23 protein-coding genes, 1 tRNA gene and 1 riboswitch are annotated in these 25,407 nt (G+C 57.7%); of the genes, 9 read left to right on the top strand and 15 right to left on the bottom strand.

From position 1 onward, the window contains the following. The first annotated feature begins 19 nt into the window (after window positions 1-19). From rbfA to GH784_RS25085, 5 genes are all read left to right on the top strand, one after another. On the top strand, window positions 20-436 hold the full coding sequence (gene rbfA, locus GH784_RS25105; RefSeq protein ID WP_003507167.1) for a 30S ribosome-binding factor RbfA: 417 nt from the start codon (window positions 20-22) through the stop codon (window positions 434-436). A gap of 3 nt (window positions 437-439) precedes the next feature. After that, entirely contained in the window at window positions 440-1,387 is a 948-nt protein-coding gene (truB, locus tag GH784_RS25100; protein WP_065703578.1) for a tRNA pseudouridine(55) synthase TruB, read from the top strand. A 163-nt stretch (window positions 1,388-1,550) separates the two neighbouring features. Further along, window positions 1,551-1,820 carry a 30S ribosomal protein S15 gene (gene rpsO, locus GH784_RS25095; protein ID WP_003514294.1) on the top strand — a complete coding sequence of 90 codons (270 nt, stop codon included), beginning with the start codon at window positions 1,551-1,553 and terminating at the stop codon, window positions 1,818-1,820. Window positions 1,821-2,090: 270 nt separating this feature from the next. Then, a complete protein-coding gene (gene pnp, locus GH784_RS25090; protein WP_003514278.1) occupies window positions 2,091-4,238 on the top strand; it encodes a polyribonucleotide nucleotidyltransferase in 2,148 nt (715 codons plus the stop codon). A 75-nt stretch (window positions 4,239-4,313) separates the two neighbouring features. Continuing rightward, window positions 4,314-5,330 (top strand): class I SAM-dependent methyltransferase, encoded by a 1,017-nt coding sequence (locus GH784_RS25085; RefSeq protein WP_003514275.1) that lies wholly within the window; start codon window positions 4,314-4,316, stop codon window positions 5,328-5,330. 15 nt (window positions 5,331-5,345) lie between these two features. Here the strand turns inward: GH784_RS25085 and GH784_RS25080 are convergent, their stop codons facing one another. Continuing rightward, entirely contained in the window at window positions 5,346-6,290 is a 945-nt protein-coding gene (locus tag GH784_RS25080) for an AEC family transporter (protein ID WP_013635221.1), read from the bottom strand. Between the two features lie 535 nt (window positions 6,291-6,825). Here GH784_RS25080 and GH784_RS25075 point away from each other — a divergent pair. Beyond that, complete coding sequence (locus tag GH784_RS25075; RefSeq protein ID WP_003514270.1) at window positions 6,826-7,818, top strand: adenosine kinase; 993 nt, start codon at window positions 6,826-6,828, stop codon at window positions 7,816-7,818. Here the strand turns inward: GH784_RS25075 and GH784_RS25070 are convergent. Continuing rightward, the gene (locus GH784_RS25070) at window positions 7,811-8,344 is read right to left on the bottom strand and encodes an SH3 domain-containing protein (protein WP_003514268.1); all 534 of its coding nucleotides are present in this window, start codon (window positions 8,342-8,344) and stop codon (window positions 7,811-7,813) included. The two genes, GH784_RS25075 and GH784_RS25070, sit on opposite strands and share 8 nt — an antisense overlap. Window positions 8,345-8,524: 180 nt before the next feature. Between GH784_RS25070 and GH784_RS25065 the strand changes: the two genes are divergently transcribed. After that, window positions 8,525-9,529, top strand: a complete 1,005-nt coding sequence (locus tag GH784_RS25065) for a 2-hydroxyacid dehydrogenase (RefSeq protein ID WP_003514267.1) — start codon at window positions 8,525-8,527, stop codon at window positions 9,527-9,529. Window positions 9,530-9,608: 79 nt separating this feature from the next. Here the strand turns inward: GH784_RS25065 and GH784_RS25060 are convergent, their stop codons facing one another. From GH784_RS25060 to recF, 3 genes are read right to left on the bottom strand one after another with little or no spacing between them, the layout of a single operon-like run. After that, entirely contained in the window at window positions 9,609-10,085 is a 477-nt protein-coding gene (locus tag GH784_RS25060) for a GNAT family N-acetyltransferase (protein WP_025592009.1), read from the bottom strand. Beyond that, the gene (locus GH784_RS25055) at window positions 10,082-10,849 is read right to left on the bottom strand and encodes a molybdopterin-synthase adenylyltransferase MoeB (protein ID WP_019564570.1); all 768 of its coding nucleotides are present in this window, start codon (window positions 10,847-10,849) and stop codon (window positions 10,082-10,084) included. Before GH784_RS25055 ends, GH784_RS25060 begins: the two co-directional genes overlap by 4 nt. Window positions 10,850-10,871: 22 nt before the next feature. After that, window positions 10,872-11,999, bottom strand: a complete 1,128-nt coding sequence (gene recF / locus GH784_RS25050; RefSeq protein ID WP_013635217.1) for a DNA replication/repair protein RecF — start codon at window positions 11,997-11,999, stop codon at window positions 10,872-10,874. A gap of 156 nt (window positions 12,000-12,155) precedes the next feature. Between recF and GH784_RS25045 the strand changes: the two genes are divergently transcribed. Then, window positions 12,156-13,268, top strand: a complete 1,113-nt coding sequence (locus GH784_RS25045; RefSeq protein ID WP_003514263.1) for an alpha/beta hydrolase — start codon at window positions 12,156-12,158, stop codon at window positions 13,266-13,268. A gap of 28 nt (window positions 13,269-13,296) precedes the next feature. Here GH784_RS25045 and nrdF read toward each other — a convergent pair whose 3' ends face one another. The 8 genes from nrdF to GH784_RS25005 all read right to left on the bottom strand — a co-directional run bounded on the left by nrdF (window position 13,297) and on the right by GH784_RS25005 (window position 21,442). Further along, a complete protein-coding gene (nrdF, locus tag GH784_RS25040) occupies window positions 13,297-14,271 on the bottom strand; it encodes a class 1b ribonucleoside-diphosphate reductase subunit beta (protein WP_003514262.1) in 975 nt (324 codons plus the stop codon). Window positions 14,272-14,287: 16 nt separating this feature from the next. Next, on the bottom strand, window positions 14,288-16,477 hold the full coding sequence (gene nrdE, locus GH784_RS25035; RefSeq protein ID WP_075807520.1) for a class 1b ribonucleoside-diphosphate reductase subunit alpha: 2,190 nt from the start codon (window positions 16,475-16,477) through the stop codon (window positions 14,288-14,290). Further along, a complete protein-coding gene (gene nrdI / locus GH784_RS25030) occupies window positions 16,465-16,863 on the bottom strand; it encodes a class Ib ribonucleoside-diphosphate reductase assembly flavoprotein NrdI (RefSeq protein ID WP_003514252.1) in 399 nt (132 codons plus the stop codon). Before nrdI ends, nrdE begins: the two co-directional genes overlap by 13 nt. A 12-nt stretch (window positions 16,864-16,875) precedes the next feature. Beyond that, window positions 16,876-17,097: a glutaredoxin-like protein NrdH gene (nrdH, locus tag GH784_RS25025; RefSeq protein ID WP_013635213.1), complete on the bottom strand. Its 222-nt coding sequence runs from the start codon at window positions 17,095-17,097 to the stop codon at window positions 16,876-16,878. Between the two features lie 254 nt (window positions 17,098-17,351). Then, window positions 17,352-17,575: riboswitch (cobalamin riboswitch) on the bottom strand. A 131-nt stretch (window positions 17,576-17,706) separates the two neighbouring features. Continuing rightward, window positions 17,707-18,336 carry a nucleoside triphosphate hydrolase gene (locus GH784_RS25020; RefSeq protein ID WP_065659734.1) on the bottom strand — a complete coding sequence of 210 codons (630 nt, stop codon included), beginning with the start codon at window positions 18,334-18,336 and terminating at the stop codon, window positions 17,707-17,709. After that, a complete protein-coding gene (locus GH784_RS25015) occupies window positions 18,333-19,115 on the bottom strand; it encodes an ATP-binding cassette domain-containing protein (protein WP_013635211.1) in 783 nt (260 codons plus the stop codon). Before GH784_RS25015 ends, GH784_RS25020 begins: the two co-directional genes overlap by 4 nt. Further along, a complete protein-coding gene (locus GH784_RS25010; RefSeq protein WP_065703576.1) occupies window positions 19,115-20,197 on the bottom strand; it encodes an ABC transporter permease in 1,083 nt (360 codons plus the stop codon). Before GH784_RS25010 ends, GH784_RS25015 begins: the two co-directional genes overlap by 1 nt. A 222-nt stretch (window positions 20,198-20,419) precedes the next feature. Next, a complete protein-coding gene (locus GH784_RS25005) occupies window positions 20,420-21,442 on the bottom strand; it encodes a sugar ABC transporter substrate-binding protein (RefSeq protein WP_003514241.1) in 1,023 nt (340 codons plus the stop codon). 266 nt (window positions 21,443-21,708) lie between these two features. On the opposite strand from GH784_RS25005, the gene GH784_RS25000 reads away from it, so the two are divergent. Further along, window positions 21,709-22,941, top strand: a complete 1,233-nt coding sequence (locus GH784_RS25000) for an ROK family transcriptional regulator (protein ID WP_013635209.1) — start codon at window positions 21,709-21,711, stop codon at window positions 22,939-22,941. 54 nt (window positions 22,942-22,995) lie between these two features. Here the strand turns inward: GH784_RS25000 and recQ are convergent, their stop codons facing one another. Together recQ and GH784_RS24990 are read right to left on the bottom strand one after the other, a co-directional pair. Beyond that, on the bottom strand, window positions 22,996-24,804 hold the full coding sequence (gene recQ / locus GH784_RS24995) for a DNA helicase RecQ (protein ID WP_323131495.1): 1,809 nt from the start codon (window positions 24,802-24,804) through the stop codon (window positions 22,996-22,998). A 195-nt stretch (window positions 24,805-24,999) separates the two neighbouring features. Then, window positions 25,000-25,076: transfer RNA gene (locus GH784_RS24990), tRNA-Met, on the bottom strand. Window positions 25,077-25,407: the final 331 nt, after the last annotated feature.

Below are 25,407 nucleotides of genomic sequence, written 5' to 3'. Positions count from 1 at the left end.
TCCGTTTGAGGCATTACCCATGGCAAAAGCAACATCATCGGCCCCTTCGCAACGCATGCTGCGTGTTGGCGAACAGGTGCGCGCCGCACTGACCCAAATTCTCCAGCGCGGTGAAGTCCGCGACGATCTGATCGAAGGCACCGTCATTTCCATTTCGGAAGTGCGCATGTCACCCGATCTCAAGATCGCGACCGCCTATGTGACGCCGCTTGGCGTTGCGGATCATACCGACATCATCACGGCGCTCAACCGCCATGCCAAGTTCATGCGCGGCCGCCTCGGCCCGCAGCTGCGGCAGATGAAGTACATGCCGGAACTGCGTTTCCGCGACGATACGAGTTTCGACAACTATCAGAAGATCGACGCACTCCTGCGGTCACCGGAGGTGCAGCGCGATCTGGGACCTTCGAACGAAAAAGACGACGAACAGAACTGAAGCATGTCCAAACCACGCAAACAGCAGAACCGCAAACCCAAGGGCCGCCCGATTTCGGGCTGGCTCATTCTCGACAAGCCGCTCGATTTCGGCTCAACCGAAGCCGTTTCCAAGATCAAATGGCTGTTCAACGCCCAGAAGGCAGGTCACGCCGGAACACTCGACCCCTTGGCGTCCGGCATGCTGCCGATTGCCCTCGGTGACGCCACAAAGACCGTTCCTTACGTCATGGACGGCCGGAAAATCTACGAGTTTACCGTCACCTGGGGTGAAGAACGCGCAACCGACGATCTGGAAGGCGAGGTAGTCAACTCCTCCGACCAGCGCCCGGACGAACAGGCGATCCGCGATATTCTGCCCAATTATACCGGCGTGATCATGCAGACGCCGCCGCAGTTTTCCGCCATCAAGATTGCCGGTGAGCGGGCCTATGATCTGGCGCGTGAAGGCGAAACGGTGGAGATTCCCGCGCGCGAGGTGGAAATTCACCGCCTGACGCTGCTCGCCTGCCCCGACGCTGACACCGCTCATTTCGAAGTGGAATGTGGCAAGGGTACCTATGTGCGGGCGCTTGCGCGCGACATGGGCCGGGATCTCGGTTGTTTCGGTCATATTTCGCAATTGCGCCGTACCATGGTCGCGCCATTCGGCGAGGACATGATGGTACCGCTCGAAACCTTGACGGCGCTCGAAGCCATCGAAGACCGCGACGAGCGGCTTGAAGCGCTCGATGCTTTTCTGATCAACACGGCGGAAGCGCTTTCATCCCTTCCCCACCTCATCATCAATGATGATCAGGCACACCGGCTGAAGATGGGCAATCCGATCCTGCTGCGCGGGCGTGATGCGCCGGCCAATCACCCGGAGGCCTATGCCACTGCGCATGGCAAGCTCATTGCCATCGGCGAGATCGGCGAGGGCGAATTCCGGCCGAAGCGCGTTTTCGGTTGAGACGAGCCTTGAGGGGCGGCGTCAATCGCCTCTTTCAATTGTACCCGGAATAGTTTATAGGCAGCGCCAGCTTGGGCTTTGCCTATGCTGCCGAATGGCCAGAGCTGGACGACATCCCGGCTCTAGGCGTCCCATTTTTCCTTAAAATAGAAAGGATCGTCCGATGTCGATTACTGCAGAGCGCAAAGCCGCCCTCATCAAGGAATATGCAACGAACGAAGGCGACACCGGTTCTCCGGAAGTTCAGGTCGCTATTCTGACCGAGCGGATCAACAACCTGACCGGTCACTTCAAGGACCACAAGAAGGACAACCACTCCCGTCGTGGCCTTCTGACGCTGGTTTCGAGCCGCCGTTCGCTTCTCGACTATCTGAAGAAGAAGGACGAAGCCCGTTACAGCAAGCTGATCGGTGCTCTCGGCATTCGCCGCTAAAACCTTATCCGGCGGGTTTCGCAACGATACCCGCCGGTTTTTATATCTGGCCTTTTGAAGGTCATCTTCAATTTCCGGGCGTTCGCCATAGATGTGGCCCCCGGACGATAAGGCAGCCCCGGATGGGCCGGTGCAGCCTTTTCAACCGCAGACCTGTCATGGGGCAGGATTGCCGGATGCTTGCACCTTGAAAGCCTCCGGCTGTCTTGCCCGTGATTGCGTCGTTCGTTGCCCCCTCGCAAGGCGGGCATACACAAACAAGGACAAGATATGTTCAATAAACACTCCGTGGAAATCGAATGGGCTGGCCGCCCGCTGAAGCTCGAGACAGGCAAGGTTGCCCGTCAGGCTGACGGCGCCGTCATCGCAACCTACGGCGAGACGATGGTTCTTGCGACGGTGGTTTCCGCAAAGTCTCCGAAGCCTGGACAGGACTTCTTCCCGCTCACCGTGAACTACCAGGAAAAGACCTACGCAGCCGGCAAGATCCCCGGCGGCTATTTCAAGCGCGAAGGCCGTCCGTCGGAAAAGGAAACGCTGGTTTCCCGCCTGATCGACCGTCCGATCCGCCCGCTGTTTCCTGAAGGCTACAAGAACGACACGCAGGTTGTCGTAACGGTCATTCAGCACGACCTCGAAAATGACCCGGACGTTCTGTCGATGGTTGCCGCATCCGCTGCGCTCACACTGTCTGGCATTCCTTTCATGGGCCCGGTCGGCGGCGCGCGCGTTGGTTACATCAACGGCGAATATGTTCTGAACCCGCATCTTGATGAGATGGATGAATCGGTTCTGGATCTGGTTGTTGCCGGCACGCAGGACGCCGTCCTGATGGTGGAGTCGGAAGCCAAGGAACTCAACGAAGACGTCATGCTCGGCGCCGTCATGTTCGGCCATCGCGGCTTCCAGCCGGTTATCGACGCGATCATCAAGCTCGCTGAAGTTGCCGCCAAGGAACCGCGCGAATTCGAACCGGAAGATTTCTCCGCACTCGAAAACGAAATGCTCGGCCTTGCCGAAACCGAACTGCGCACCGCCTACAAGATCACCGAAAAGGCTGCCCGTTACGCCGCCGTCGACGCCGTAAAGGCGAAGGTCAAGGCTCACTTCCTGCCGGAAGAAGGCGAAGCGAAGTATAGCCCTGAAGAAATCGGCGCTGTCTTCAAGCACCTTCAGGCGAAGATCGTTCGCTGGAACGTTCTCGACACCAAGAGCCGCATCGATGGCCGCGACCTGTCGACCGTTCGTCCGATCGTTTCGGAAGTTGGCATCCTGCCGCGTACGCACGGCTCGGCGCTGTTCACCCGTGGTGAAACCCAGGCGATCGTTGTTGCGACGCTCGGCACCGGCGAAGACGAACAGTATGTCGACAGCCTGACCGGCATGTACAAGGAACGTTTCCTTCTGCATTACAACTTCCCGCCCTACTCGGTCGGTGAAACGGGCCGTATGGGTTCCCCGGGCCGTCGCGAAATCGGTCACGGCAAGCTCGCATGGCGCGCTATCCGTCCGATGCTGCCGACTGCGGAACAGTTCCCCTACACGCTGCGCGTCGTTTCCGAAATCACCGAGTCCAACGGCTCTTCGTCGATGGCAACGGTTTGCGGCACCTCGCTTGCACTGATGGACGCTGGCGTACCGCTGGCCAAGCCAGTTGCCGGTATCGCCATGGGCCTTATCCTTGAAGGCGAGCGCTTTGCGGTTCTCTCCGACATTCTGGGTGACGAAGATCACCTCGGCGATATGGACTTCAAGGTTGCAGGTACTGCCGACGGCATCACCTCGCTGCAGATGGACATCAAGATCGCCGGTATCACCGAAGAGATCATGAAGATCGCTCTGGAGCAGGCACAGGGTGGCCGCAAGCACATCCTCGGCGAGATGGCGAATGCCATCACCGAGAGCCGCGGCCAGCTTGGCGAATTCGCACCGCGCATCGAAGTGATGAACATTCCGGTCGACAAGATCCGTGAAGTCATCGGTTCGGGCGGCAAGGTCATCCGCGAAATCGTCGAAAAGACCGGCGCCAAGATCAACATCGAAGACGATGGCACCGTCAAGATCGCTTCTGCTTCCGGCAAGGAAATCGAAGCGGCCCGCAAGTGGATCCATTCGATCGTTGCAGAACCGGAAGTCGGCCAGATCTACGAAGGTACGGTCGTCAAAACCGCTGACTTCGGCGCTTTCGTCAACTTCTTCGGCGCCCGCGACGGCCTCGTTCACATCTCGCAGCTCGCTTCCGAGCGTGTCGCCAAGACCTCCGACGTCGTCAAGGAAGGCGACAAGGTCTGGGTCAAGCTGATGGGCTTCGACGAGCGTGGCAAGGTTCGCCTGTCCATGAAGGTTGTCGACCAGGCAACCGGCAAGGAAGTTGCCGCAGACAAGAAGAAGGAAGATGGCGAAGCCGCTGCCGAATAAGGCAGCCTCGCCAGACCCTATCGAGGCGCGGGTTTTGCCCGCGCCTTTTTTCTATTCCATCTTGAGGACGCTCCAATGAGCCGTGATGCTGTTAAAACCCTTTTCCATCCCTTTGCCGCAGAGATGCTCGACTTGCCGAAAGAGGGCGAGCGCGTTCTGTTTCTGGGAGCGGAAGCCGGCCCGCGGCTAGACGGTTTTAACGCTGACATCGTCTCGGTTCAGAATTTTCGACCGCTTTACCGGGCTCTTCAGGCGCAGAACGCAGAGGTCACGCCGGATATTTCCGGCGAGGACTACGATGCGGCGTTGCTGCTTTGCGGCAAACATCGCGGCGAGAACGAAAACCGCGTCGCTGAAGCGCTCTCTCGCGTCAAGGCGGGTGGGTTGATCGTGGCGGCGGGATCGAAAGAAGACGGCATTCTGACGCTGCGCAAGACGCTGGCAAAGCTTGGCATCGAGGCGGAATCGACGCCGAAGTACCACGGCGTCGCCCTCTGGTTCAAACGGCCGGAAGACGTTGCATCTGCCGTGTCGAAACTCGCGCAACATTCCGTTACGGTTGCTGGCCGTTTCACCGCCATGCCCGGGATGTTCTCGCATGACCGCGTGGACGATGGTTCGGAGCTGCTCGCGTCGCGCCTGCCGACCGACTTCGACGGCAACGCCGCCGATTTCGGCGCAGGCTGGGGTTATCTCTCGGTCATGCTGGCGGAAAAATCGCCGCGCACGGCGCGTATCGATCTTTTCGAAGCGGACTGGAACGCGCTCGAATTCGCCAAGACCAATCTTCTTGAAAACAATCCGCGACTGACGGCGCGCTTCTTCTGGCAGGACCTTGCAAACGAGCCGCCGAAAGAAAAATACGACCTCATCATCATGAACCCGCCTTTCCACGCGGCAGGACAGGCGGCAGAACCCGCTCTCGGTCAGGCCTTTATCAAGACGGCTGCCGGCGCGCTTCGCAACGGTGGAAAGCTGCTGATGGTCGCCAATCGCGGCATGCCCTATGAGCCGGTTCTGGCGGCGGAATTCCGCACCAGCGCCGAGGTATGCCGCAACGCGCGCTTCAAGATCCTGAGCGCCCAGAAGTAAGCAATTCGAGCATCATCAGCTCAACAGCCATGCCCACAGCGACACGGAAAGAACACCGGTCGCCGTGGAAATGCTGATTGTGGAAGCCGCAACGCTATGGCCGATGCCGAAGCGGTTGGCGATCAGCCATGCATTCACCCCTGTCGGCACCGACGAGGTGAGCACGAGGGCAGCTGTCCATTCCCGGCTGAGGCCGAGAGCATGGCCCATGGCCCACACGCAGGCGGGCAGAAGCAGCAGTTTGAAAACCGTCATGGTGACGGCAATCCCCAGATTACCGCGAATGGTGTATTTCGTCAGCGCCATACCGAGCGAGATGAGCGCTGCCGGTCCCGCCATGGACGCGATCTGATCAACCACGGTCTTGAGGATGGGCGTGAGCGTCACGCCTGAAACATTGGTCGAAAGCCCGATGAAAAGTCCGATCACCAGCGGATTTGTGATGAGGTTGCGGCCGACCTGCCTGAAGACAGAAGCCATGCTGCGCTTTTCGCCGCCCACCGCCTTATGAGTGGCGTTCTCCATCAGGATGGTACCGGCAATCATCATGACCGGCAGATGGATGGCCAGCAGAATGGAGAGGGCGACCAGCCCCTCATCCCCGATGGACCGCCCTACGAGCGGCAGGCCGATGAAGATATTGTTGGCGAAGGCCGAGGATATGCCGGCTATGACGGCGATGCGACTATCCTGCTTGAAGATGTACCGCGTGACGATATGCCCAACCGTCCAGGTTACGGCCACGCCGGCGAAATAGGTCAGCCACAGCCGGAAGGGCGATGCGCCATGAAAATTCGCCTCCGCAAGAGTGCGGAAGATCAAAGTCGGCACGGCGATCTTGAACACGAAATCGCTGAGAATCTCACCGGCATCAGCTCTGAACAAGCCGGCCTTGACGGTGAGCCAGCCGATCAGGATAAGAATGAAAATCGGAGCGACGTTCGCGGCAACGGCAGACATGGAGGGAGAGCTTTCGCGGCTTTTGCGGGAGATACTCCGCTTTAGAGCCTTTTCCAAGGGAATGGAATCGCGAAAACGCTGCACCCGGATGTTTCATTCAATATGCGACGTAGCTCCGTCAGGTATTTTTGCAGAAAGCCACTCAAAACCGTTCACTGGATCAAGTGGCGCTGCGGTCGGTTTTTCGAGTACCGTCTACAATGAAAACCCGCTTGCGGCACTCTAGAAAGAGGCGCAGCAAAGGGGGACCAAAAGAAAAAGCGGGGTTTCCCCCGCCTTTTGTCATATCCGTTATACGCCGTCAGTACATCCGTGACGGAGATAACGGGTGAGCCAGAAGACCTCATGTCTTCCATTCTGGTCCGTATTCACGCACCGTTTGCTCTGATCGGAGTGATAGCTTAACCACATTACAGGCACATGACGCGTTTCTGTCTCTGGTGGAGAACCGCATATTTTCCCTTTGGGCTTTTCTTGCCGCCAGAATTGTTTAAGACCGTTCAAAAATGTGCACCCTGCAAACCGGATAGGGCCTATGACGAAATTCGACGTACTGACTGTCGGCAATGCCATCGTCGACATCATTTCCCGTTGTGATGATCGCTTCCTCAATGATAACGCCATCACCAAGGGCGCGATGAACCTCATCGACGCGGAGCGGGCCGAACTGCTTTATTCGCTGATGGGACCCGCTCTCGAGGCCTCCGGCGGAAGTGCGGGCAACACGGCGGCGGGCGTGGCGAATTTCGGTGGCAGGGCGGCTTATTTCGGCAAGGTGGCCGAAGATCAGCTCGGCGAAATCTTCCAGCACGATATCCGCGCGCAGGGCGTCTATTTCGAAACGAAGCCGGAAGGCACGTTTCCGCCGACTGCCCGCTCGATGATCTTCGTCACGGAAGACGGTGAGCGCTCGATGAACACCTATCTCGGCGCCTGCGTCGATCTCGGTCCGGAAGATGTAGAAGAAGACGTCGTGGCGAACACGAAGGTCACCTATTTCGAAGGTTACCTGTGGGATCCGCCGCGCGCCAAGGATGCCATTCGCGATTGCGCCCGCATTGCGCATGAGAACGGCCGTGAAGTCTCCATGACGCTTTCAGACAGTTTCTGCGTAGGCCGATACCGCGAAGAATTTCTCGACCTGATGCGTTCCGGCACCGTGGACATCGTTTTCGCCAACAAGCAGGAAGCTCTCTCGCTCTATGAAACCGACGATTTCGAGCTGGCGCTGACGAAAATCGCTGCCGATTGCAAGATCGCAGCGGTAACGATGAGCGAAGAAGGTGCCGTTATCCTGCGCGGCACGGAACGCGTGAAGGTAGAAGCCTATCCAGTATATGACGTGGTCGACACAACGGGTGCCGGCGATCTTTTCGCCGCCGGCTTCCTGTTCGGTTACACGCAGGATCGGTCTCTGGAAGACTGCGGCAAACTCGGCTGCCTTGCTGCTGCTGCCGTCATTCAGCAGGTCGGGCCGCGTCCGATGTCATCGCTCAAGGCGCTGGGCGAGAAAAACGGCCTTATTTAAAGGCCTCGCCGGGATAAGCACCCCAGATTTCACCCTGCGATACCCAGCCTGAGGCCTGACCGGCCTCGGCGCGGCACCAGTCGCCGTTGCATTCACCGATCCTGAAGACGACACCCGGCTCCAGCCGGGCGATGACGGAGGCGCCCGACTGTGCGTCGCGGCGCATGTTCACGTAGACATCCTTGCCCTTGCCGCGCATCCACGGCGCGGCGACGGCCGTGCGCTCGCCGGAGAGCAGCGCCTGGTTAACCCAGCCTTCCGTGCCATCGGCATCGCGGATGCGCCGCCAGTTCTCATATTCCTGAATGATTTCAACCGGCATTCCCGATTTCATATACATCCAGGAAACGGCATAATCCGTGCTGGGTCCGATGCGCATGTTGACGCGCTTGGATTTCAGGCTGACAAAACGCGGCAAAGGCAGGCCGCTTGCGCCTTTGGCAGCGCCTTGCGCCATGGCCTCGTTCGCCACACCAAAGAGGCCCAGAGACAATGCAATGCAAACCATAGAAACCACACTGCGCATGCCCATTTCCGTTTCCTGCCTTCTGCAAACCGGATTAAATTCGAGGAGGCTCGTTTCCACACGCCTCAAGCTTCGGCGAGTTTTATTTGTCTTCGCCGGTGGGTCTGGTAGAAACGCCCTGATTGAAAGAAATTATCGCTCTTTCTGGTTAATGACTTCTGAACAAGGCAGCGGCAAACGATGACCCACAAGAAGAGACCGACAGTCTATATCACCCGCAAATTGCCTGACGTCGTCGAAACCAGAATGCGAGAACTCTTCGATGCCGAACTGAATATCGACGATACGCAGCGCCGCGAGGAGGAGCTTGTGGCCGCCATGCAGCGGGTCGACGTTCTGGTGCCGACGGTCACGGACCGCATCACCGCTGCCATGATCGAGAAAGCAGGGCCGCAACTGAAGCTGATCGCAAGCTTTTCCAACGGCATAGACCATGTGGATGTGGACGCGGCCGCCCGAAAGGGCATCACAGTGACCAACACGCCCAATGTGCTGACCGAAGACAGCGCCGATATCACCATGGCGCTGGTGCTGGCCGTGCCGCGCCGCCTGATCGAAGGCACGCGCGTGCTTGCCAATGGCGCCGACGAATGGCTGGGCTGGTCGCCGACCTGGATGCTGGGACGGCGCATTTCCGGCAAACGCATCGGCATTGTCGGCATGGGCCGCATCGGTACGGCAGTTGCGCGGCGCGCCAAGGCTTTCGGCCTCTCCATACACTATCACAACCGCAAACGCGTCAACCCGGCGACGGAAGCGGAGCTTGAGGCAACCTATTGGGACAGCCTCGACCAGATGCTGGCGCGGGTGGATATTGTTTCCGTCAATTGCCCCTCCACACCTGCGACCTATCACCTGATCTCGGCACGACGGCTCGCTCTGATGCAGCCGACAAGCTACATCGTCAACACGGCGCGCGGCGATATCATCGATGAGGCGGCAATGATCCAGTGCCTGCGCGACGGAAAGATCGCCGGAGCCGGTCTCGATGTCTACGAGAACGAGCCCGCAATCAATCCCAAGCTCATCAAGCTCGCGAGAGAAGGCAAGGTCGTGCTGCTTCCGCATATGGGCTCGGCGACGATCGAGGGACGCATCGAGATGGGTGACAAGGTCATCATCAACATCCGCACGCTTTTCGACGGACATCGACCGCCGAACCGGGTGCTGCCGGGGCGGAACTGAACCGGTTCAGACAAGCCGTGTCTGCTCGTGACATGGGACGGAGAAGCAGGCCTTTAAGCGGATCAAAAATTGTGCCGTCTCAGCCGAGGAATTTCGTCATTTCAATCGAAGTCGTGCGGTCGTAACCCGGATGGGCGTTTTCAGCGGTTTTGATGAAACCCCAGGCGGCGAATTTCGCGTGATTGCCGACAAGCTCGATGCGCGTTTCCAGCCGCAGCGCCGGTAACGCCGATTCGCGGGCCAATGCTTCGGCCCGTTCCAGAAGCATTTTGCCGATGCCTTTGCCCTGCGCTTTCAGGGAGACGCACAGCTTGCCGACGTAAAGGCAGGCCGGTGGTTCCTGCCGGCAAAACAGGCAGCCAACAATCTCATCACCATCCAGCGCCACGAAAGCGGTCTCCGCTCTCGCCTTCTCCGCGAGATTTTCGAGCGTCAAACGGTGAGCGGACGATGGTGGGTCGATGACACCGTCCATATAGGCGAAGGACGACATGATAAGGGCAAGCAGCTCCTGCCAGCGCTCGAATTCTTCGCCAATCCTTGTGATCTCGGTCATGTTTTTTTTCCAGCAGGGCGGCGCTTGTAACGCACGGTTTCGAAGCGGGCCGACAGGGCGTCATAGAGAAGCAGGCGGCCGACCAATGGCTCGCCGGCAGCGGTGATCACCTTGATGGCCTCCATGGCCATGATCGTGCCGATCACGCCGGTCAAAGCGCCGACGATGCCCGTTTCCGCGCAATTCGGAATAAGCCCCTGCGGCGGTGGCTCGGGAAACAGATCGCGATACCCCGGCAGCAGATTACCATCGGCACCCGCCTCATAGGGTTTGAGCACCGTTACCGAACCATCGAAACGGCCGACAGCGCCCGTTACCAGCGGCCTTTTAGCAGCCTCTGCGGCATCGGCAGCGGCATAACGTGTGTCGAAATTATCAGAACCGTCGATAAGGAGATCGAAGGATGGCAGATGGGTGTGCGCCCAGACCTGCGAAAAACGCTCCTCAAAAACAAGGGTACGCACATGCGGGTTGAGCCGGGCGATGGCTGCGCGGGCGCTTGCCGTTTTCAGCTCACCGATCGTGCCGGTATCGTGGATCACCTGCCGCTGGAGATTGGAAAGGGAGACCACGTCGTCATCGATCAGGCCAAGCGTGCCAACACCGGCTGCAGCAAGATAATGAAGGACAGGCGCGCCGAGGCCACCAGCCCCGATTACCAGCACCCGCGCGGCCTTCAGACGCTGCTGCCCGGCACCGCCGATTTCCGGCAAGAGAATATGGCGCTTGTAGCGTTCGATTTCGTCCGGGCTCAGCGGGTCCATGTCGCACTCCATTTTTTCGCCGTCATGCCGTGATGCCCCCGTGGGAGACATTGAAGAATTGCGCCCTGTCGCCAAGGGCGGAGAACATTGCCGCATCCGTTCCGGTCATGAAACTCTGACCACCGAGCGCGTGAATGAGATCGAACAGAGCCGCCCGCCTGCCCTCATCCAGATGCGCGGCAATTTCGTCGAGCAGCAGAACCGGCGCATGGCCGGTCATGTTGGCGGTGAGCTGGGCATGCGCAAGCACCAATCCCACCAGCAGCGCCTTCTGTTCTCCAGTCGAGCAACGCTCTGCCTCCATGTTCTTTTCCGCATGGCGCACGAACAGATCGACACGGTGCGGTCCATCAAGCGTGCGGCCTGCCGCCGCGTCTCGATACCGGCCTTCGCGCAGCGTAAGCCTATACTCGTCTTCCAGATCGACAGCCGGCCGGTTGAGCGTGTCGTCCATGAAACCCGAGAGCGCCAGCGCTGCAGAGGGGAAGGCAGCATTGCCGGAACGGCCTTCGATGAGGCTCTTCAAAAGACCCAACATTTCATAGCGCGCGAGCGCCATCGAAATGCCGAGTTCCGCCATCTGCTTCTCAATACCGTCCAGCCAGACCGGATCGAAACGGCCTTCCGAAAGCAGACGGTTGCGGCCGCGCATGGCCTTTTCGAAGTCGCTTGCCCGCCGCCCATGCGCGGGATCGAGCGAGAGCACCAACCGATCGAGAAAACGCCGGCGATCCGAGGATGAACCGGTAAAAAGCCCATCCATGGCAGGCGTCAGCCACAGCACCCGCAGATGATCCGTCAATTCATCGACAGACTTCACCGATGTCCCGTTCAGCCTCAGGCGGCGCGACACTACCTCGCCGTCACCCTCGATCCCGGTTCCGATGGCGACCTCGCCGTCCATGCCGTCGACATCCGCAAAAATCGAAAAACCGGCGGCCTCCGCCCCCACTCGCGTGACATCGGACAGGGTGGCGCGGCGCAGGCCCCTTCCGGGCGACAAAAACGAAACGGCCTCCAGGAGATTGGTCTTGCCGGAACCGTTGTCACCCGTCAGCACCACGTGGCGGTCATCCAGCGCAAGCGACGCCGCCGCATAGTTGCGGAAGTCCGTGAGTTTCAGCCGTAAAAGCGACACCTTATTCGTCATCTGTACGGCCTAAAACGAACATAGCTGGATAGCAAGGTGGGGAATGCGTCGTCCGCATTGAACATAATGCAACCACACCGCAATCCAGTCTCCAGTAGCAACTTTTTGAGCGGCCGGTTATTTATGCGTGGTCCCTCATTATCGGTAACCCCATCCATGCGCCTGATTTTTTCGCTCCTCCTCGCTCTCAGCCTTCTTTCATCCTGCGCGGGCAGGCCGGGGGCGGATGTGTTGCAGGCCATAAACACCAAGACCACCGATACGAAAATCGTGACAGCCTATGTGGCGAGCACGCGGGAGAAAAACAACGAGGCCAAAAAGGGCTTTAGCGCTGGGCGGGCGGCTGAGCTGAATTATGCGCGCTTCGACATTTCCATTCCTCCCAGCCATAAAAGCGGAAATATCGAATGGTCCAAAGGTAAGCCGAACCCGAGCAAGGATTTTGTCGTCACCAAAGCCGATATGCTGACGAAAACGCGTTTCAATTCCGATCTTGGCGACGTCACCCGCTCCGGCAAGCAGATTGCGCTTTTTGTGCATGGCTATAATTACAGCTATCAGGAAGCCTTGTTCCGTGCGGCACAAATGGCAGCCGATGCCAATATGGATGGTGTGCCGCTGGTCTTTTCCTGGCCGTCCCAGGCGAGCGTCACCGGTTACGTGGCCGACAAGGAATCAGCGACCTATTCGCGAGACGCGCTGGCCACGGTGCTGACCGACCTTACCAGGCAAACACCGAAAAAAAGCATTGTCGTGTTCGGTCACAGCATGGGCGGCTGGCTGGTCATGGAAGCGCTGCGACAATTGCGCTTCGAAGGCAGGAACGATGTGCTCTCCAAACTACAGGTAGTGCTGGCCGCGCCGGATATCGACGCCGATGTTTTCCGCAAGCAGATCGAGGTGGTGGGAAGGCTCAATCCGCCGCTCACCATTCTCGTCTCCAAGGACGACCGCGCCCTGAAGGCTTCCTCCATCCTGGGGGCCGACGTCACCCGCATAGGCGCGCTGGATGTGACCGATCCTCAAGTGCAGGAAGCCGCCCTGAAAGAGGGCGTTCAGTTCGTTGACATCTCCAAGCTCAAGGCATCGGATCCGCTCAACCACGACCGCTATGCGGCACTCGCGTCGCTGGTGCCACAACTGGAGGCGAGCCGGAACGGCAACGGCGAAAACGGCATAGGCCGCGCGGGTGCCTTTGTGTTCGATGCTATCGGGGCAACAGTATCCAGCCCCTTCCGGCTTGCGAGCCAGGTCGTGAACCCGCAATAACTTTTGCGGGTTCTTGGCGACAACCGGTTCAGAAATCCCAGTCTTCGTCTTCTGTGGCGACCGCCTTGCCGATGACATAAGAAGAGCCGGAGCCGGAGAAGAAGTCGTGGTTCTCGTCGGCATTGGGAGACAGCGCCGAGAGGATCGCAGGATTGACCCGGCAAGCCTCGGGCGGAAACAGCGCCTCGTAACCCAGATTCATCAAGGCCTTGTTGGCGTTGTAATGCAGGAACTGCTTGACGTCCTCCGTCAGGCCAACGCCGTCATAGAGGTCTTGGGTATATTTGGCCTCGTTGTCGTAAAGCTCGAGCAAAAGATCGAAGGCGAAATCCTTGATCTCCTGTTTTTCCGCTTCGCCCAGACGTTCGAGCGCGCGCTGGAACTTGTAGCCGATGTAATAGCCATGCACGGCCTCATCGCGAATGATGAGACGGATCAAATCGGCCGTGTTGGTAAGCTTGGCGCGACTTGACCAGAACATTGGCAGGTAGAAGCCGGAATAGAACAGGAAGCTCTCCAGAAACACGCTGGCGACCTTCATTTTCAACGGATTTCCGCTATCATATTCGCGCATGATGAGCGCGGATTTGCGTTGCAGGAATTCGTTCTCCTCCGACCAGCGATAGGCGTCATCGACGTCAGGCGTGGAGCAGAGCGTCGAGAAGATCGAGGAATAGGAGCGGGCGTGGACCGCCTCCATGAAGGAGATGTTGGAAAGCACCGCCTCCTCGTGCGGCGTCGCCGAATCCGCCATCAGGCGCACGGAACCGACGCCGTTCTGGATCGTGTCCAGCAATGTCAGCCCGGTGAAGACGCGGATCGTCAGGGTCTGCTCTTCCGGCTTCAGCGTTCCCCAGGACGGGATATCGTTGGAGAGCGGCACCTTTTCCGGTAGCCAGAAATTCGATGTCAGGCGATTCCAGACTTCGAGATCCTTGTCATCCTCGATGCGGTTCCAGTTGACCGCGCGAATACGGGACGCGGGTTTTACGGCAATGTTCATTGTCTTGTCCCTCAATTCAGAGCGTGCAGGATACGCAGCCCTGAACCTGCGTGCCTTCCAGCGCCATCTGGCGCAAACGGATGTAGTAGATGGTCTTGATGCCTTTTTTCCAGGCGTAGATCTGCGCCCGGTTGATATCGCGCGTCGTTGCCGTATCGCGGAAGAACAGTGTCAGCGACAGGCCCTGATCGACATGCTGGGTGGCCGCCGCATAGGTATCTATGATCTTTTCCGGACCGATTTCGTAGGCATCCTGATAATATTCGAGATTGTCGTTCGAAAGGTAGGAAGCTGGATAATAAACACGGCCGATCTTGCCTTCCTTGCGAATTTCAATCTTCGAGACGATGGGATGGATCGAGGAGGTCGAGTGGTTGATATAGGAGATCGAGCCTGTGGGCGGCACGGCCTGAAGGTTCTGGTTATAGAGGCCGGTCTCCATGACGGCCTGCTTCAACGCTTTCCAGTCCTCCTGTGTCGGAATGGAAATGCCAGCTTTCTCAAAAAGGTCGCGGACCTTTTCCGTCGCGGGCAGCCATTCCCGGTCGGTATATTTATCGAAGTAGTCGCCCGAGGCATATTTGGAGTTTTCAAAGCCCTTGAAGCTCTGGCCCCTTTCAGTGGCAAGGCGATTGCTGGCGCGGATGGCGTGATAGGTCACCGTGTAGAAATAGATATTGGTGAAATCGATGCCCTCTTCGGAGCCGTAGAAGATGCGCTCGCGCGCCAGATAGCCATGCAGGTTCATCTGACCAAGCCCGATGGCGTGGCTCGCATCATTGCCCTTTTCCACGGAAGGGACAGACGAGATGTGGCTCATGTCAGAAACGGCCGTCAGCGCCCGGATGGAGGTTTCGATCGTCTTGCCGAAATCAGCCGAATCCATTGCTGAAGCAATGTTGAGCGAGCCGAGATTGCAGGAAATATCCTTGCCCATATGGCTGTAAGAGAGATCGTCGTTGAACTCGCTCGCCTCGCTGACCTGTAGGATTTCCGAGCAAAGATTGCTCATGCTGATACGGCCGGCGATCGGATTGGCGCGGTTCACCGTATCCTCGAACATGATATAGGGATAACCGCTTTCGAACTGGATTTCTGCGATGACTTGGAAGAACTCGCGTGCCTTTATCTTCTTCTTGCGGATGCGGCTGTCGGCGACCATTTCCTGATATTTTTCGCTGACGGAAATCTCGGTAAACGGCACGCCATAGACCCGCTCAACATCATACGGCGAGAACAGGTACATATCCTCGTTGTTTCTCGCGAGTTCGAAGGTGATATCAGGGATCACCACGCCGAGCGAAAGGGTTTTGATGCGGATTTTTTCGTCGGCGTTTTCGCGCTTGGTATCGAGGAAACGCATGATGTCCGGGTGATGGGCATGCAGATAGACCGCGCCAGCGCCCTGGCGCGCGCCAAGCTGGTTGGCGTAGGAGAACGAATCTTCCAGCAGCTTCATGACAGGAATGACGCCAGAGGACTGGTTTTCGATCTGTTTGATCGGCGCGCCGGCTTCGCGAATATTGGTCAGGGACAGTGCTACGCCACCGCCACGCTTGGAAAGCTGCAATGCTGAATTGATGGACCGGCCGATGCTTTCCATATTGTCTTCCACACGCAGCAGAAAACACGAAACCAGCTCACCGCGGCTTTTCTTGCCAGCGTTGAGAAAGGTCGGGGTTGCCGGCTGGAAGCGGCCGGAAATGATTTCATCCATCAGATCGCGGGCAAGCTGCTCGTCGCCACGCGCCAGAGCCAACGCCACCATGCAGACGCGGTCCTCATAACGCTCCAGGTAACGCTTTCCGTCGAAGGTCTTCAGCGTATAGGACGTATAATATTTGAAGGCGCCGAGAAATGTCGGAAAACGGAACTTTCTGGCATAGGCCTCGTCGTAGAGGTCACGGACGAAATTGAAGGAATACTGGTCCAGCACCTCCTGTTCGTAATATCCCTCGGTCACGAGATAATCGAGCTTTTCCCTGAGATTATGGAAAAACACCGTGTTCTGGTTGACGTGCTGAAGGAAATATTGCCGTGCCGCAAGGCGGTCCTTGTCGAGCTGAATCTTCCCGTTTTCATCGTAGAGGTTCAGCATCGCGTTCAGCGCGTGATAGTCCAGTCCCGCGTCCAGGTGTTTCTGCGCAGCGGTTACTTGTTGTTTGGCATCCGTGTTGCGCACCGCGCTCGAGGTCAGCGTGTCCAAAATCGTTCCAATCCATGATTGACGTTGGCGACATCTTCCTCCGTGCCGAGAAGCTCGAAGCGGTAGAGAAACGGCACCGCGCATTTACGCGACACGATATCTCCGGCGGATGCGAAAGCTGCGCCAAAATTCGTATTTCCCGCCGCGATGACGCCGCGAATGAGATTTCGGTTTGAGGGCTCGTTCAAAAACCGGATAACCGGTTTCGGTACCGCTCCTTTCATGCCGCCGCCCCCATAGGTGGGGGTGACGAGAACATAGGGCTCCGACACGTGAGGAACGTCTTCCTCGGCGCCGAGCGGCAGGCGAAGCAATCGTCGCCCCAGTTTTTGAAGGAAGCGATGAGTATTCTCAGACCGGCTGGAATAATAGACGATCAGCCCCATCGCATCGCCTCCTCAGCTGATCGAGCCAATCATGTCCGGACGGAAACCCGCCCAATGGCGTTCGCCGGCAACGACCACGGGAACCTGCATGTAACCAAGGCCGCGAACGCGATCGAGGGCATCCGCGTCTTCTGAGATATCGACGATCTCGTAGCTGACACCGATGCGGTCAAGCGCACGATAGGTGGCAGTGCACTGAACGCAGGCGGGTTTGCTGTAAACGGTGACGGTCATTGTTTCCTCTTTCGAAGCCGCCTTTACGCACGGCTCAACATTGCCCGCCTGCAATCACAAGCGGGTGGCGATGGTTCTGTCATTCTGGCGAGGCGCGGCTCAGGCCGCGTAAGATCGCTGTCTACGCCGACGAGCGTAGAAACTCATAAAAATGCACTGGCATGACTTCACCCCGAAGCTTGTTCTGGAGGGGGCAGAAAAGGGCGCACGCAATTCATTTGCGTCATACACCTTCCTTCCGGACACCCCGCCCGTGGACGTTTTCGCTCAAGGCAGGTCTCCTGACTTGCGGGTCAAAACATCCATTCCCACCTTCCCGGAGCTTTTAGCGCCAGTGGCTCAAATCGGAACGATGCTCACCGCTTACAGTTGCGGGGGCAGTTTCGGCATTGCTTCACCATAATGGTGTTGCGCACCGAATTCCCGTCTTAGCTCCCGACGCTTGCGAATCGAAAGAACCTTGAACACCACATATAGTATATGATGAATTTTTTTCGTCAATAATTAGACATGCGAAAGCCCCACCCTGTGGATCAAAAAGATTCAACACATGGTCAACAAAGGCTTAACGGTGAATGCTCGATGCCGCCTACGGACGGAAGCGGCGGGTTATTCCCAGATATCGATGCGAATATCGGCGGGGCGGGAGTTCTCAATCACCCGCTTTCCGTTGGGAAGATCATTTTCGAACAGTTTGGCGTGAATCTCGGTCGCATCGAGACCATAGCCCTGCCATCTATCCCGCAGGCGTTCCTCGAGCACCGCAACGGATGGGCCTACGAAGACGGTAAGATCGAAGCTGCCGGAAAGCTTCGTCCACGGCGCCTCGTTCAACAGCAGATAGTTGCCTTCGGCAAGAATGAAGCGTGTTTCTGGCGCGATGGCGCGAGCGGAGGCAATGGCAATTTCGCGGGAGCGGTCAAAAACCGGGACAAGAACTTCCTGCCCGCCCTGACGAACTGCGGAGACGATATCAAGAAAGCCGCGCACGTCGAAGGTCTCCGGTGCGCCTTTTCGCGGCAAGAGCCCCCGTTCTTCGAGAATACCGTTATCCATATGGAAGCCGTCCATGGGCAGGACAGCCGCAGCCTCGCCGCGCGCCACGAGGGCACCGCACAGGGCATCCGCCAGCGTGGATTTGCCGGCCCCAGGGGGACCGGCAATGGCGATGATAAAACGAGATTTATCCTCAGCCCGCCGAAGAACGTCTTCGACGATCGTTTCAAGCTTCAACGTCATGCGGCCAGCGTTTCCTTTGGCGCTTCCTTGGCGCCCGTCATGAAGGCGACGGCGTCGGACATGGTATAGTCCTTCGGATTGATGACGCACAAACGCTTGCCCAGCCGATGAATATGAATCCGGTCAGCAACCTCGAAAACATGCGGCATGTTGTGCGAGATGAGAACGATCGGTAGCCCTCGCGCGCGTACATCCAGAATAAGCTCGAGAACGCGGCGGCTTTCCTTGACGCCGAGCGCCGCTGTCGGTTCGTCAAGGATGACGACCTTGGAGCCGAAGGCGGCTGCACGCGCCACCGCAACACCCTGGCGCTGGCCGCCGGAGAGGGTTTCCACCGCCTGATTGATGTTCTGGATCGTCATCAGGCCGAGTTCAGAGAGTTTCTCACGGGCAAACTTTTCCATCGCCGGACGGTCCAGTGCCCTGAACAGGCTTCCCTGAATACCGGGTTTGCGGATTTCACGGCCGAGAAACATATTGTCGGCTATGGACAATGCGGGAGACAGCGCAAGGTTCTGATAAACGGTTTCGATACCAGCCTTGCGCGCCTCGATCGGCGAGCGGAACTGTACCGGCTTGCCTTCAAGCCTGATCTCCCCTTCATCGGGTGTCACCGCACCGGAAATCGCCTTGATGAGAGAGGATTTTCCAGCACCGTTATCACCGATGACGGCGAGGATTTCGCCCGGATAAAGGTCAAAATCGGCATTGTCGAGCGCAGTCACACGACCGTAGCGTTTAACGAGATTGCGTGCTGTGAGGATAGGTTCTTTTGCCATCAGCCTGCTACCTTTCTGATCCACTGGTCGATTGCGACAGCCAAGATGATAAGGACGCCGATCAACAGATAGGTCCATTGTGGGTCTGTTCCGATAAGTCGCAGGCCGAGAGAGAAGACACCGACGATCAGCGCGCCGAAGATCATGCCCATGATCGAGCCGCGTCCGCCAAACAGCGATATGCCGCCGATGACCACTGCGGTGATGGATTCGATGTTGGCGAACTGACCGGCGGTCGGCGATACCGAGCCGATGCGGCCGATGAGAGCCCAGCCCGCGAAGGCGCAGATAAGCCCGGAAAGTGTGTAGACGGTCGTCAGCATGCGCTTGACGTTAACGCCGGCAAGTTCGGCTGCGTCAGGATCATCACCCACTGCATAGAGATGTCGACCCCAGGCGGTGCGGTTCAGCACATACCAGAGCAGGGCAACCAGCAGAACCATCGCAATGACGCCATAGGTGAAGACGGCGCTGCCGATGCGGATATTGTTGCCGAAAAACTGGAGAATGGGCGCCTGTTGGACGATATCCTGTGAGCGGATCGTTTCGTTGGCCGAATAGAGGAAATTGGTGGCCAGCACGATCTGCCACATGCCCAGTGTAACGATGAAGGGCGGAAGCCGCATGCGCGAAACCAGCACGCCATTGATAAAGCCACAAAATGCGCCGACTGCGAGACCGCAGACAATCGAGAGTTCGGCAGGCAAACCATAGCGGAACGTAAACTGTCCCATGACGACGGAGGACAGAACCATGATCGCACCGACCGAAAGATCGATACCTGCTGTCAGAATGACCAGCGACTGTGCCGCGCCGACGATGCCGACGATTGCCACCTGCTGAAGGATAAGGGTCAGCGAAAAGGCCGAGAAAAACTTACCGCCCAGGGTCATGCCGAAGACAGCCAGCGACAACACCAGAACGATCAGCGGTACGGCCGCCGGGCTGGAATGCAGAAAGTGCTGGAATTTTTCAAGCAAACTCTTGTTGTGCGTATCGAAAGCAGCGACCTGGGTCGAACTTCCCGACAGCACTTTTTCAAATTCATTATGCGGTTGAGCCCGCACTGGCTGATCGCTCATGGATTTTCCTCCCGATCGCTCCATCGCATCAGCCCCGAACCCGGGATTATTTTCCAGAGGGGACAATGCGTAGATTCAAACTGTTGAGAAGCGTGCCTCAGTTACGTCCACGGACGTCGAGCGCGCTCGTTTGTTCCTGTCCGATCACCCAGATCGTTCTTTTTAACCATTCCGGTTCAAGGGCGGGGGCAAATTGCCCCCGCTGATTTCAACGGTAAAGTATTAGCCCCAGCACTTCTTCAGGCCTTCCTTGGTGTCGATCGAATCGAGACCCTTGACCGGCTTGTCGGTTACCAGCGTTACGCCGGTGTCGAAGAAGTTCTTGCCTGCGGTCGGCTTCGGCTTTTCACCGGTGTCGGCAAACTTCTTGACGGCTTCCACGCCGAGTGCCGCCATCAGCAGCGGGTATTGCTGAGACGTTGCGCCGATCACGCCTTCCGCAACGTTCTTGACACCAGGGCAACCGCCGTCGACGGAAACGATCAGAACATCCTTTTCGCGGCCAACGGCTTTCAGCGCTTCGTAAGCACCGGCAGCTGCAGGTTCGTTGATGGTGTGAACGACGTTGATGGTCGGATCCTTCTGCAGCAGATTTTCCATCGCAGAGCGGCCGCCTTCTTCGTTACCGTTGGTAACATCATGACCAACGATACGCTTGTCGTCTTCATCACCAATCTTGTTGATGTCCTTCACGTCGATGCCGAAGCCCTTCATGAAGCCTTGGTTGCGCAAAACATCAACGGTTGGCTGGGAAGGCGTGAGGTTGAGGAAGGCGATTTTCGCGTCCTTGGCCTTGTCGCCGAGGGTGCCGGCAGCCCATTTGCCGATCAGCTCGCCGGCCAGAAGATTGTCGGTAGCGAAAGTGGAGTCAGCGGCATCAACGGGTTCGAGAGGTGTATCGAGGGCAATGACCAGAAGACCGGCATCGCGCGCCTTCTGCACGGCCGGAACGATGCCCTTGGTGTCCGATGCGGTAATCAGGATACCCTTGGAGCCATCGGCAATGCATGTCTCGATCGCGGCAACCTGGCTTTCGGAATCGCCATCGATCTTGCCGGCATAGGACTTCAGCGTCACGCCAAGTTCTTTAGCCTTGGCGGTTGCGCCTTCCTTCATCTTGACGAAAAAGGGATTGGTGTCGGTTTTGGTAATCAGGCAAACCGAAGTATCGGCGGCGGACGCGACGGACGCGAAAGAAACGCCGAGCGCAAGCGCGCCCAGAAGAGCGGAAACAGTCGTCTTCATTGTAATCCTCCCATTGAATGTTTGAGTACCGTGACGGTTACCCGACGATCTCGTCTCCTCCGAGAACAGCGACCGTTGACACAGATGGAACCACCAAAGGAAACGGCTGTCAATAAATAAATCCGATTGAATTATTAATTCCGTATGGCATTCTAACAAGCGGCAGGGAGGAATATCGCGGCGTCGTTTAACGTTGCGATAGCAAGATTGCCATAAAGCCTGCATGTATTGGTCGCGGCGGATATGGCGGGCGGGAGGATGAAACTATGAGACAATCTGTCGAGACGGCGCCGCCCGCGCCGTCCACCAACATGGATATGAGCGGCGGCGCCAACCAGATCGGGGTGCGTGCCTATAACGAGCGGCTTGTGCTGTCGCTGGTTCGCCGCCACGGCGGCTTGTCGAAAGCCGAAATATCCAGGCTTTGCGGTCTCTCGGCGCAGACCGTCTCGGTCATCATGCGCTCGCTCGAAAGTGACGGTCTTCTTATTCGTGGCGAAAGACTGCGCGGCAAAGTCGGGCAGCCTTCGACGCCGATGCGCCTCAATCCCGATGCCGTCTTCTCGTTTGGCGTGAAAATCGGCCGTCGCAGCGTCGATCTGGTGCTGATGGATTTCGTCGGCCGGATCAAGCTGAAGCTCCGCAGAACTTACCCTTATCCTATGCCGGAATGGATTTTGCCATTCGTCATCGAGGGTATCACGGAACTCGAGTCCAAGCTCTCTCCGGCCGAACGGCAAAAAATTGCCGGTGTCGGCATTGCCGCACCGTTCGAATTGTGGAACTGGGCGCAGGAGGTGGGCGCCCCGCAGAATGAGATGGAGCGCTGGCGCGACGTCGATATCCGTGCCGAAATTGCGGATGGCGTCAGCTATCCGGTTTTCCTGCAGAACGATGCGACCAGTGCCTGCGGTGCAGAACTGGTTTTTGGTGCAGGCCAGAACTACCCCGATTTTCTCTATATCTTCATCGGATCCTTCATCGGTGGCGGTGTCGTTTTAAATTCCGCACTGTTTTCCGGAAAGACGGGCACCGCCGGTGCAATCGGGCCCCTTCCGGTTCAGGGGCAGGACGGCAACACGGTCCAGCTTCTGAAAATCGCCTCCATCTTCGTTCTGGAAAACATGTTGCGCGAACGCGGCATCGATCCACGTCCCCTGTGGTTCTCGCCGGATGAATGGATCGATTTCGGCGAGCCGCTGGAAAGCTGGATCGGAAAAACGGCCGCGGCCCTTGCGCAAGCCGTCATCGCTGCAGCCTCCATCATCGATTTTTCCAGCGTCATCATCGATGGCGGTTTTCCGGATTGGGTCAGAGCAAGAATAGTCTCCGCCACCCGCCTTGCCCTCAAACATCACGATCTTCAGGGTGTTACGCTGCCGGAGATCATCGAGGGAGCGGTCGGCAGCCAGGCCCGGGCTATCGGGGGAGCGAGCCTGCCCCTGTTTTCCCGTTATCTCATCGACCAGAATGTTCTGTTCAAGGACACCACAGGCTGAGGTTTCAGGCCCTGCCGAAATTTCCTGGTGGGACTCTTTGCCGGATTCAAATGGTCACTCGCTGGCGGCATGTTCCACGATCGCTGCCAGAAAAGCAGGGCCGTATCGTTCCAGCTTTGTGTCTCCCACTCCAGGTATCTGCGCCATTTCTCCCACAGAGGCCGGTCTTGCTGCCGCAAGCTCAATGAGTGTCTTGTCGTGGAAAATCACATAGGGCGGAACGTTCTGCGCGCGGGCAATTTCCATGCGCTTCGCACGCAGCGCCTCAAAGAGACTGCGATCGGCATCCGGTAGAACAATGGCGGTGGGCTTGCGATTCGTCTGTTGTCGCGCCGAACGGGGAGCGGACGGTATCCTCAACATCAGGGACGGCTTTTCGCGCAGGAACCGCCTCCCTTCTTCGGAAATGGACAATCCCCCGTGACCGGCCAGATCAACCTCGATCAGGCGCAGCGCAACCATCTGGCGCAGGATGGCCCGCCAGGTGCGATTGTCGTGCTCTTTGCCGATGCCGTAGGTGGTGATCCGATCGTGACCAAAGCTCGATATCCGTTCATCTTCCATGCCCAGCAATACGCGGATGACATAGGCCTGGCCGAAACGTTCTCCCGTGCGGTAAATGCAGGACAGCAACTTCTGCGCGGCAGTGGCACCATCAAACAGGTCCGGCGGTTCCGCACAGGTGTCGCAATTGCCGCAGGGCTCGCAATGATCGCCGAAATAAGACAAAAGCACCCGCCGACGGCAACCGGCTGTTTCCGCGAGGCCAAGCAACGCATCGAGCTTCCGGCGCTCCATGTTTTTGCGCTGGTCGCCCGCATCCGACTCTTCGATAAAGCGGTTGCGCAATGCGATGTCTTCATAACCGTAAAGCATAAGCACGTCGGACGGCAGACCATCACGGCCAGCACGGCCGGTTTCCTGATAATAGGCTTCGATGCTGCTGGGCAGATCGATATGCACGACGAAGCGCAAATCCGGTTTGTCGATGCCCATGCCGAAAGCCACGGTTGCAACCATGATGACCGCTTCACCATGCTGGAAGTGGGTCTGGTTCGCCTCGCGGGCGCCCTTGTCCATGCCGGCGTGATAGGGCAGCGCATCGCGCCCCTCCTCACGCAGCCAGGCTGCCGTCTCATCGACCTTGCGTTTGGAAAGGCAATAGACGATGCCGCTTTCGTCTTCGCGACCCGTCAGGAAGCGCTTCAGCTGCGTACGTGGATTATCCTTTTCCATGATCGCATAGCGGATATTTGGCCGATCGAATCCGGCTATGAAGGCGTCGCTTCCGTTGATCCCGAGATGACCCAGAATTTCGGCGCGGGTTGGCTCGTCAGCAGTCGCCGTCAGCGCCATACGTGGCGTCTCCGGAAAGCGCTCGATCAACGTGTCTAGCTGGCGGTAAGGGGGACGGAAATCGTGCCCCCACTGCGACAGGCAATGAGCTTCGTCGATCGCGATCAGCGACAGGCTGATAGGTTGAAGCGCATCCAGAACATCCGGCTTAAGAAGGGTCTCCGGCGCGGCATAGAGAATATCGACCTTGCCAGCCCGCATATCCTGCCAGAGTAGCCGCCGCTCTTCTGGGGAAAGATCGGAGTTGAGAGCTTCTGCCCGCACACCTGCCTGACGCAAGGCGGCGACCTGATCAACCATCAGCGCGATCAGGGGCGAAACAACCAGCCCCATTCCCTTACGGGCGAGCGCCGGAATCTGGTAACAAAGCGACTTACCGCCCCCTGTTGGCATCAATACAAAAGCATTGTTGCCTGCCATCACATGCCGGATGATTTCGGCCTGCTGTCCACGAAACGTATCGTAGCCATAGACGGTCTTGAGAATCTGCAAGGGGTCGGTGATCACGTTGGCTTTCTTATGAGCTGGACGGTTTACGCATCATGGCAAAATCAGGGGCTATCGCAACGCAGAAAAGCTGAATCAGTCGCAAAGAAAAGAGCGCCAATTGTGGACGATGCGAACTTATATAGGTTTGGATGTTATTTGAGGTATTTCGCAAAAGAAAACCCCGCAGCTTAAGCTACGGGGTTTTTGGAATATTGGTTGCGGGGGCAGGATTTGAACCTGCGGCCTTCAGGTTATGAGCCTGACGAGCTACCGGGCTGCTCCACCCCGCGTTACCAGCGTAAATCCCTATTGGATTTATCGCGACCAGCGTAAATCCCTATTGGATTTATCGCGACCAGCGTAAATCCCTATGGGATTTATCGCGACTGCATCACAGGGACGCTGTGATGTATAGTTCCGGAGCAAATTGCCGAAGGCGATTTGTCTCCTTTAAGGGACGCACGTTGCGTTTTCCTTATGTTTTCATGTTACGCAATGCAAAAAGGCCGCTTTGAGCGGCCCTTTGTATCGGCTGGGCCGAAGAGTTTGCTTGAGAAGATATTTGTTGCGTTTTGCAGACCTGGCAGCGACCTACTCTCCCGCGTCTTGAGACGGAGTACC

This window comes from Agrobacterium tumefaciens, from assembly GCF_009649785.1.
In the GTDB taxonomy this organism is placed as follows: domain Bacteria; phylum Pseudomonadota; class Alphaproteobacteria; order Rhizobiales; family Rhizobiaceae; genus Agrobacterium; species Agrobacterium tumefaciens.
Note: the sequence above shows the minus strand (reverse complement) of the source record. Positions and strands in the feature narration are given on the sequence as shown.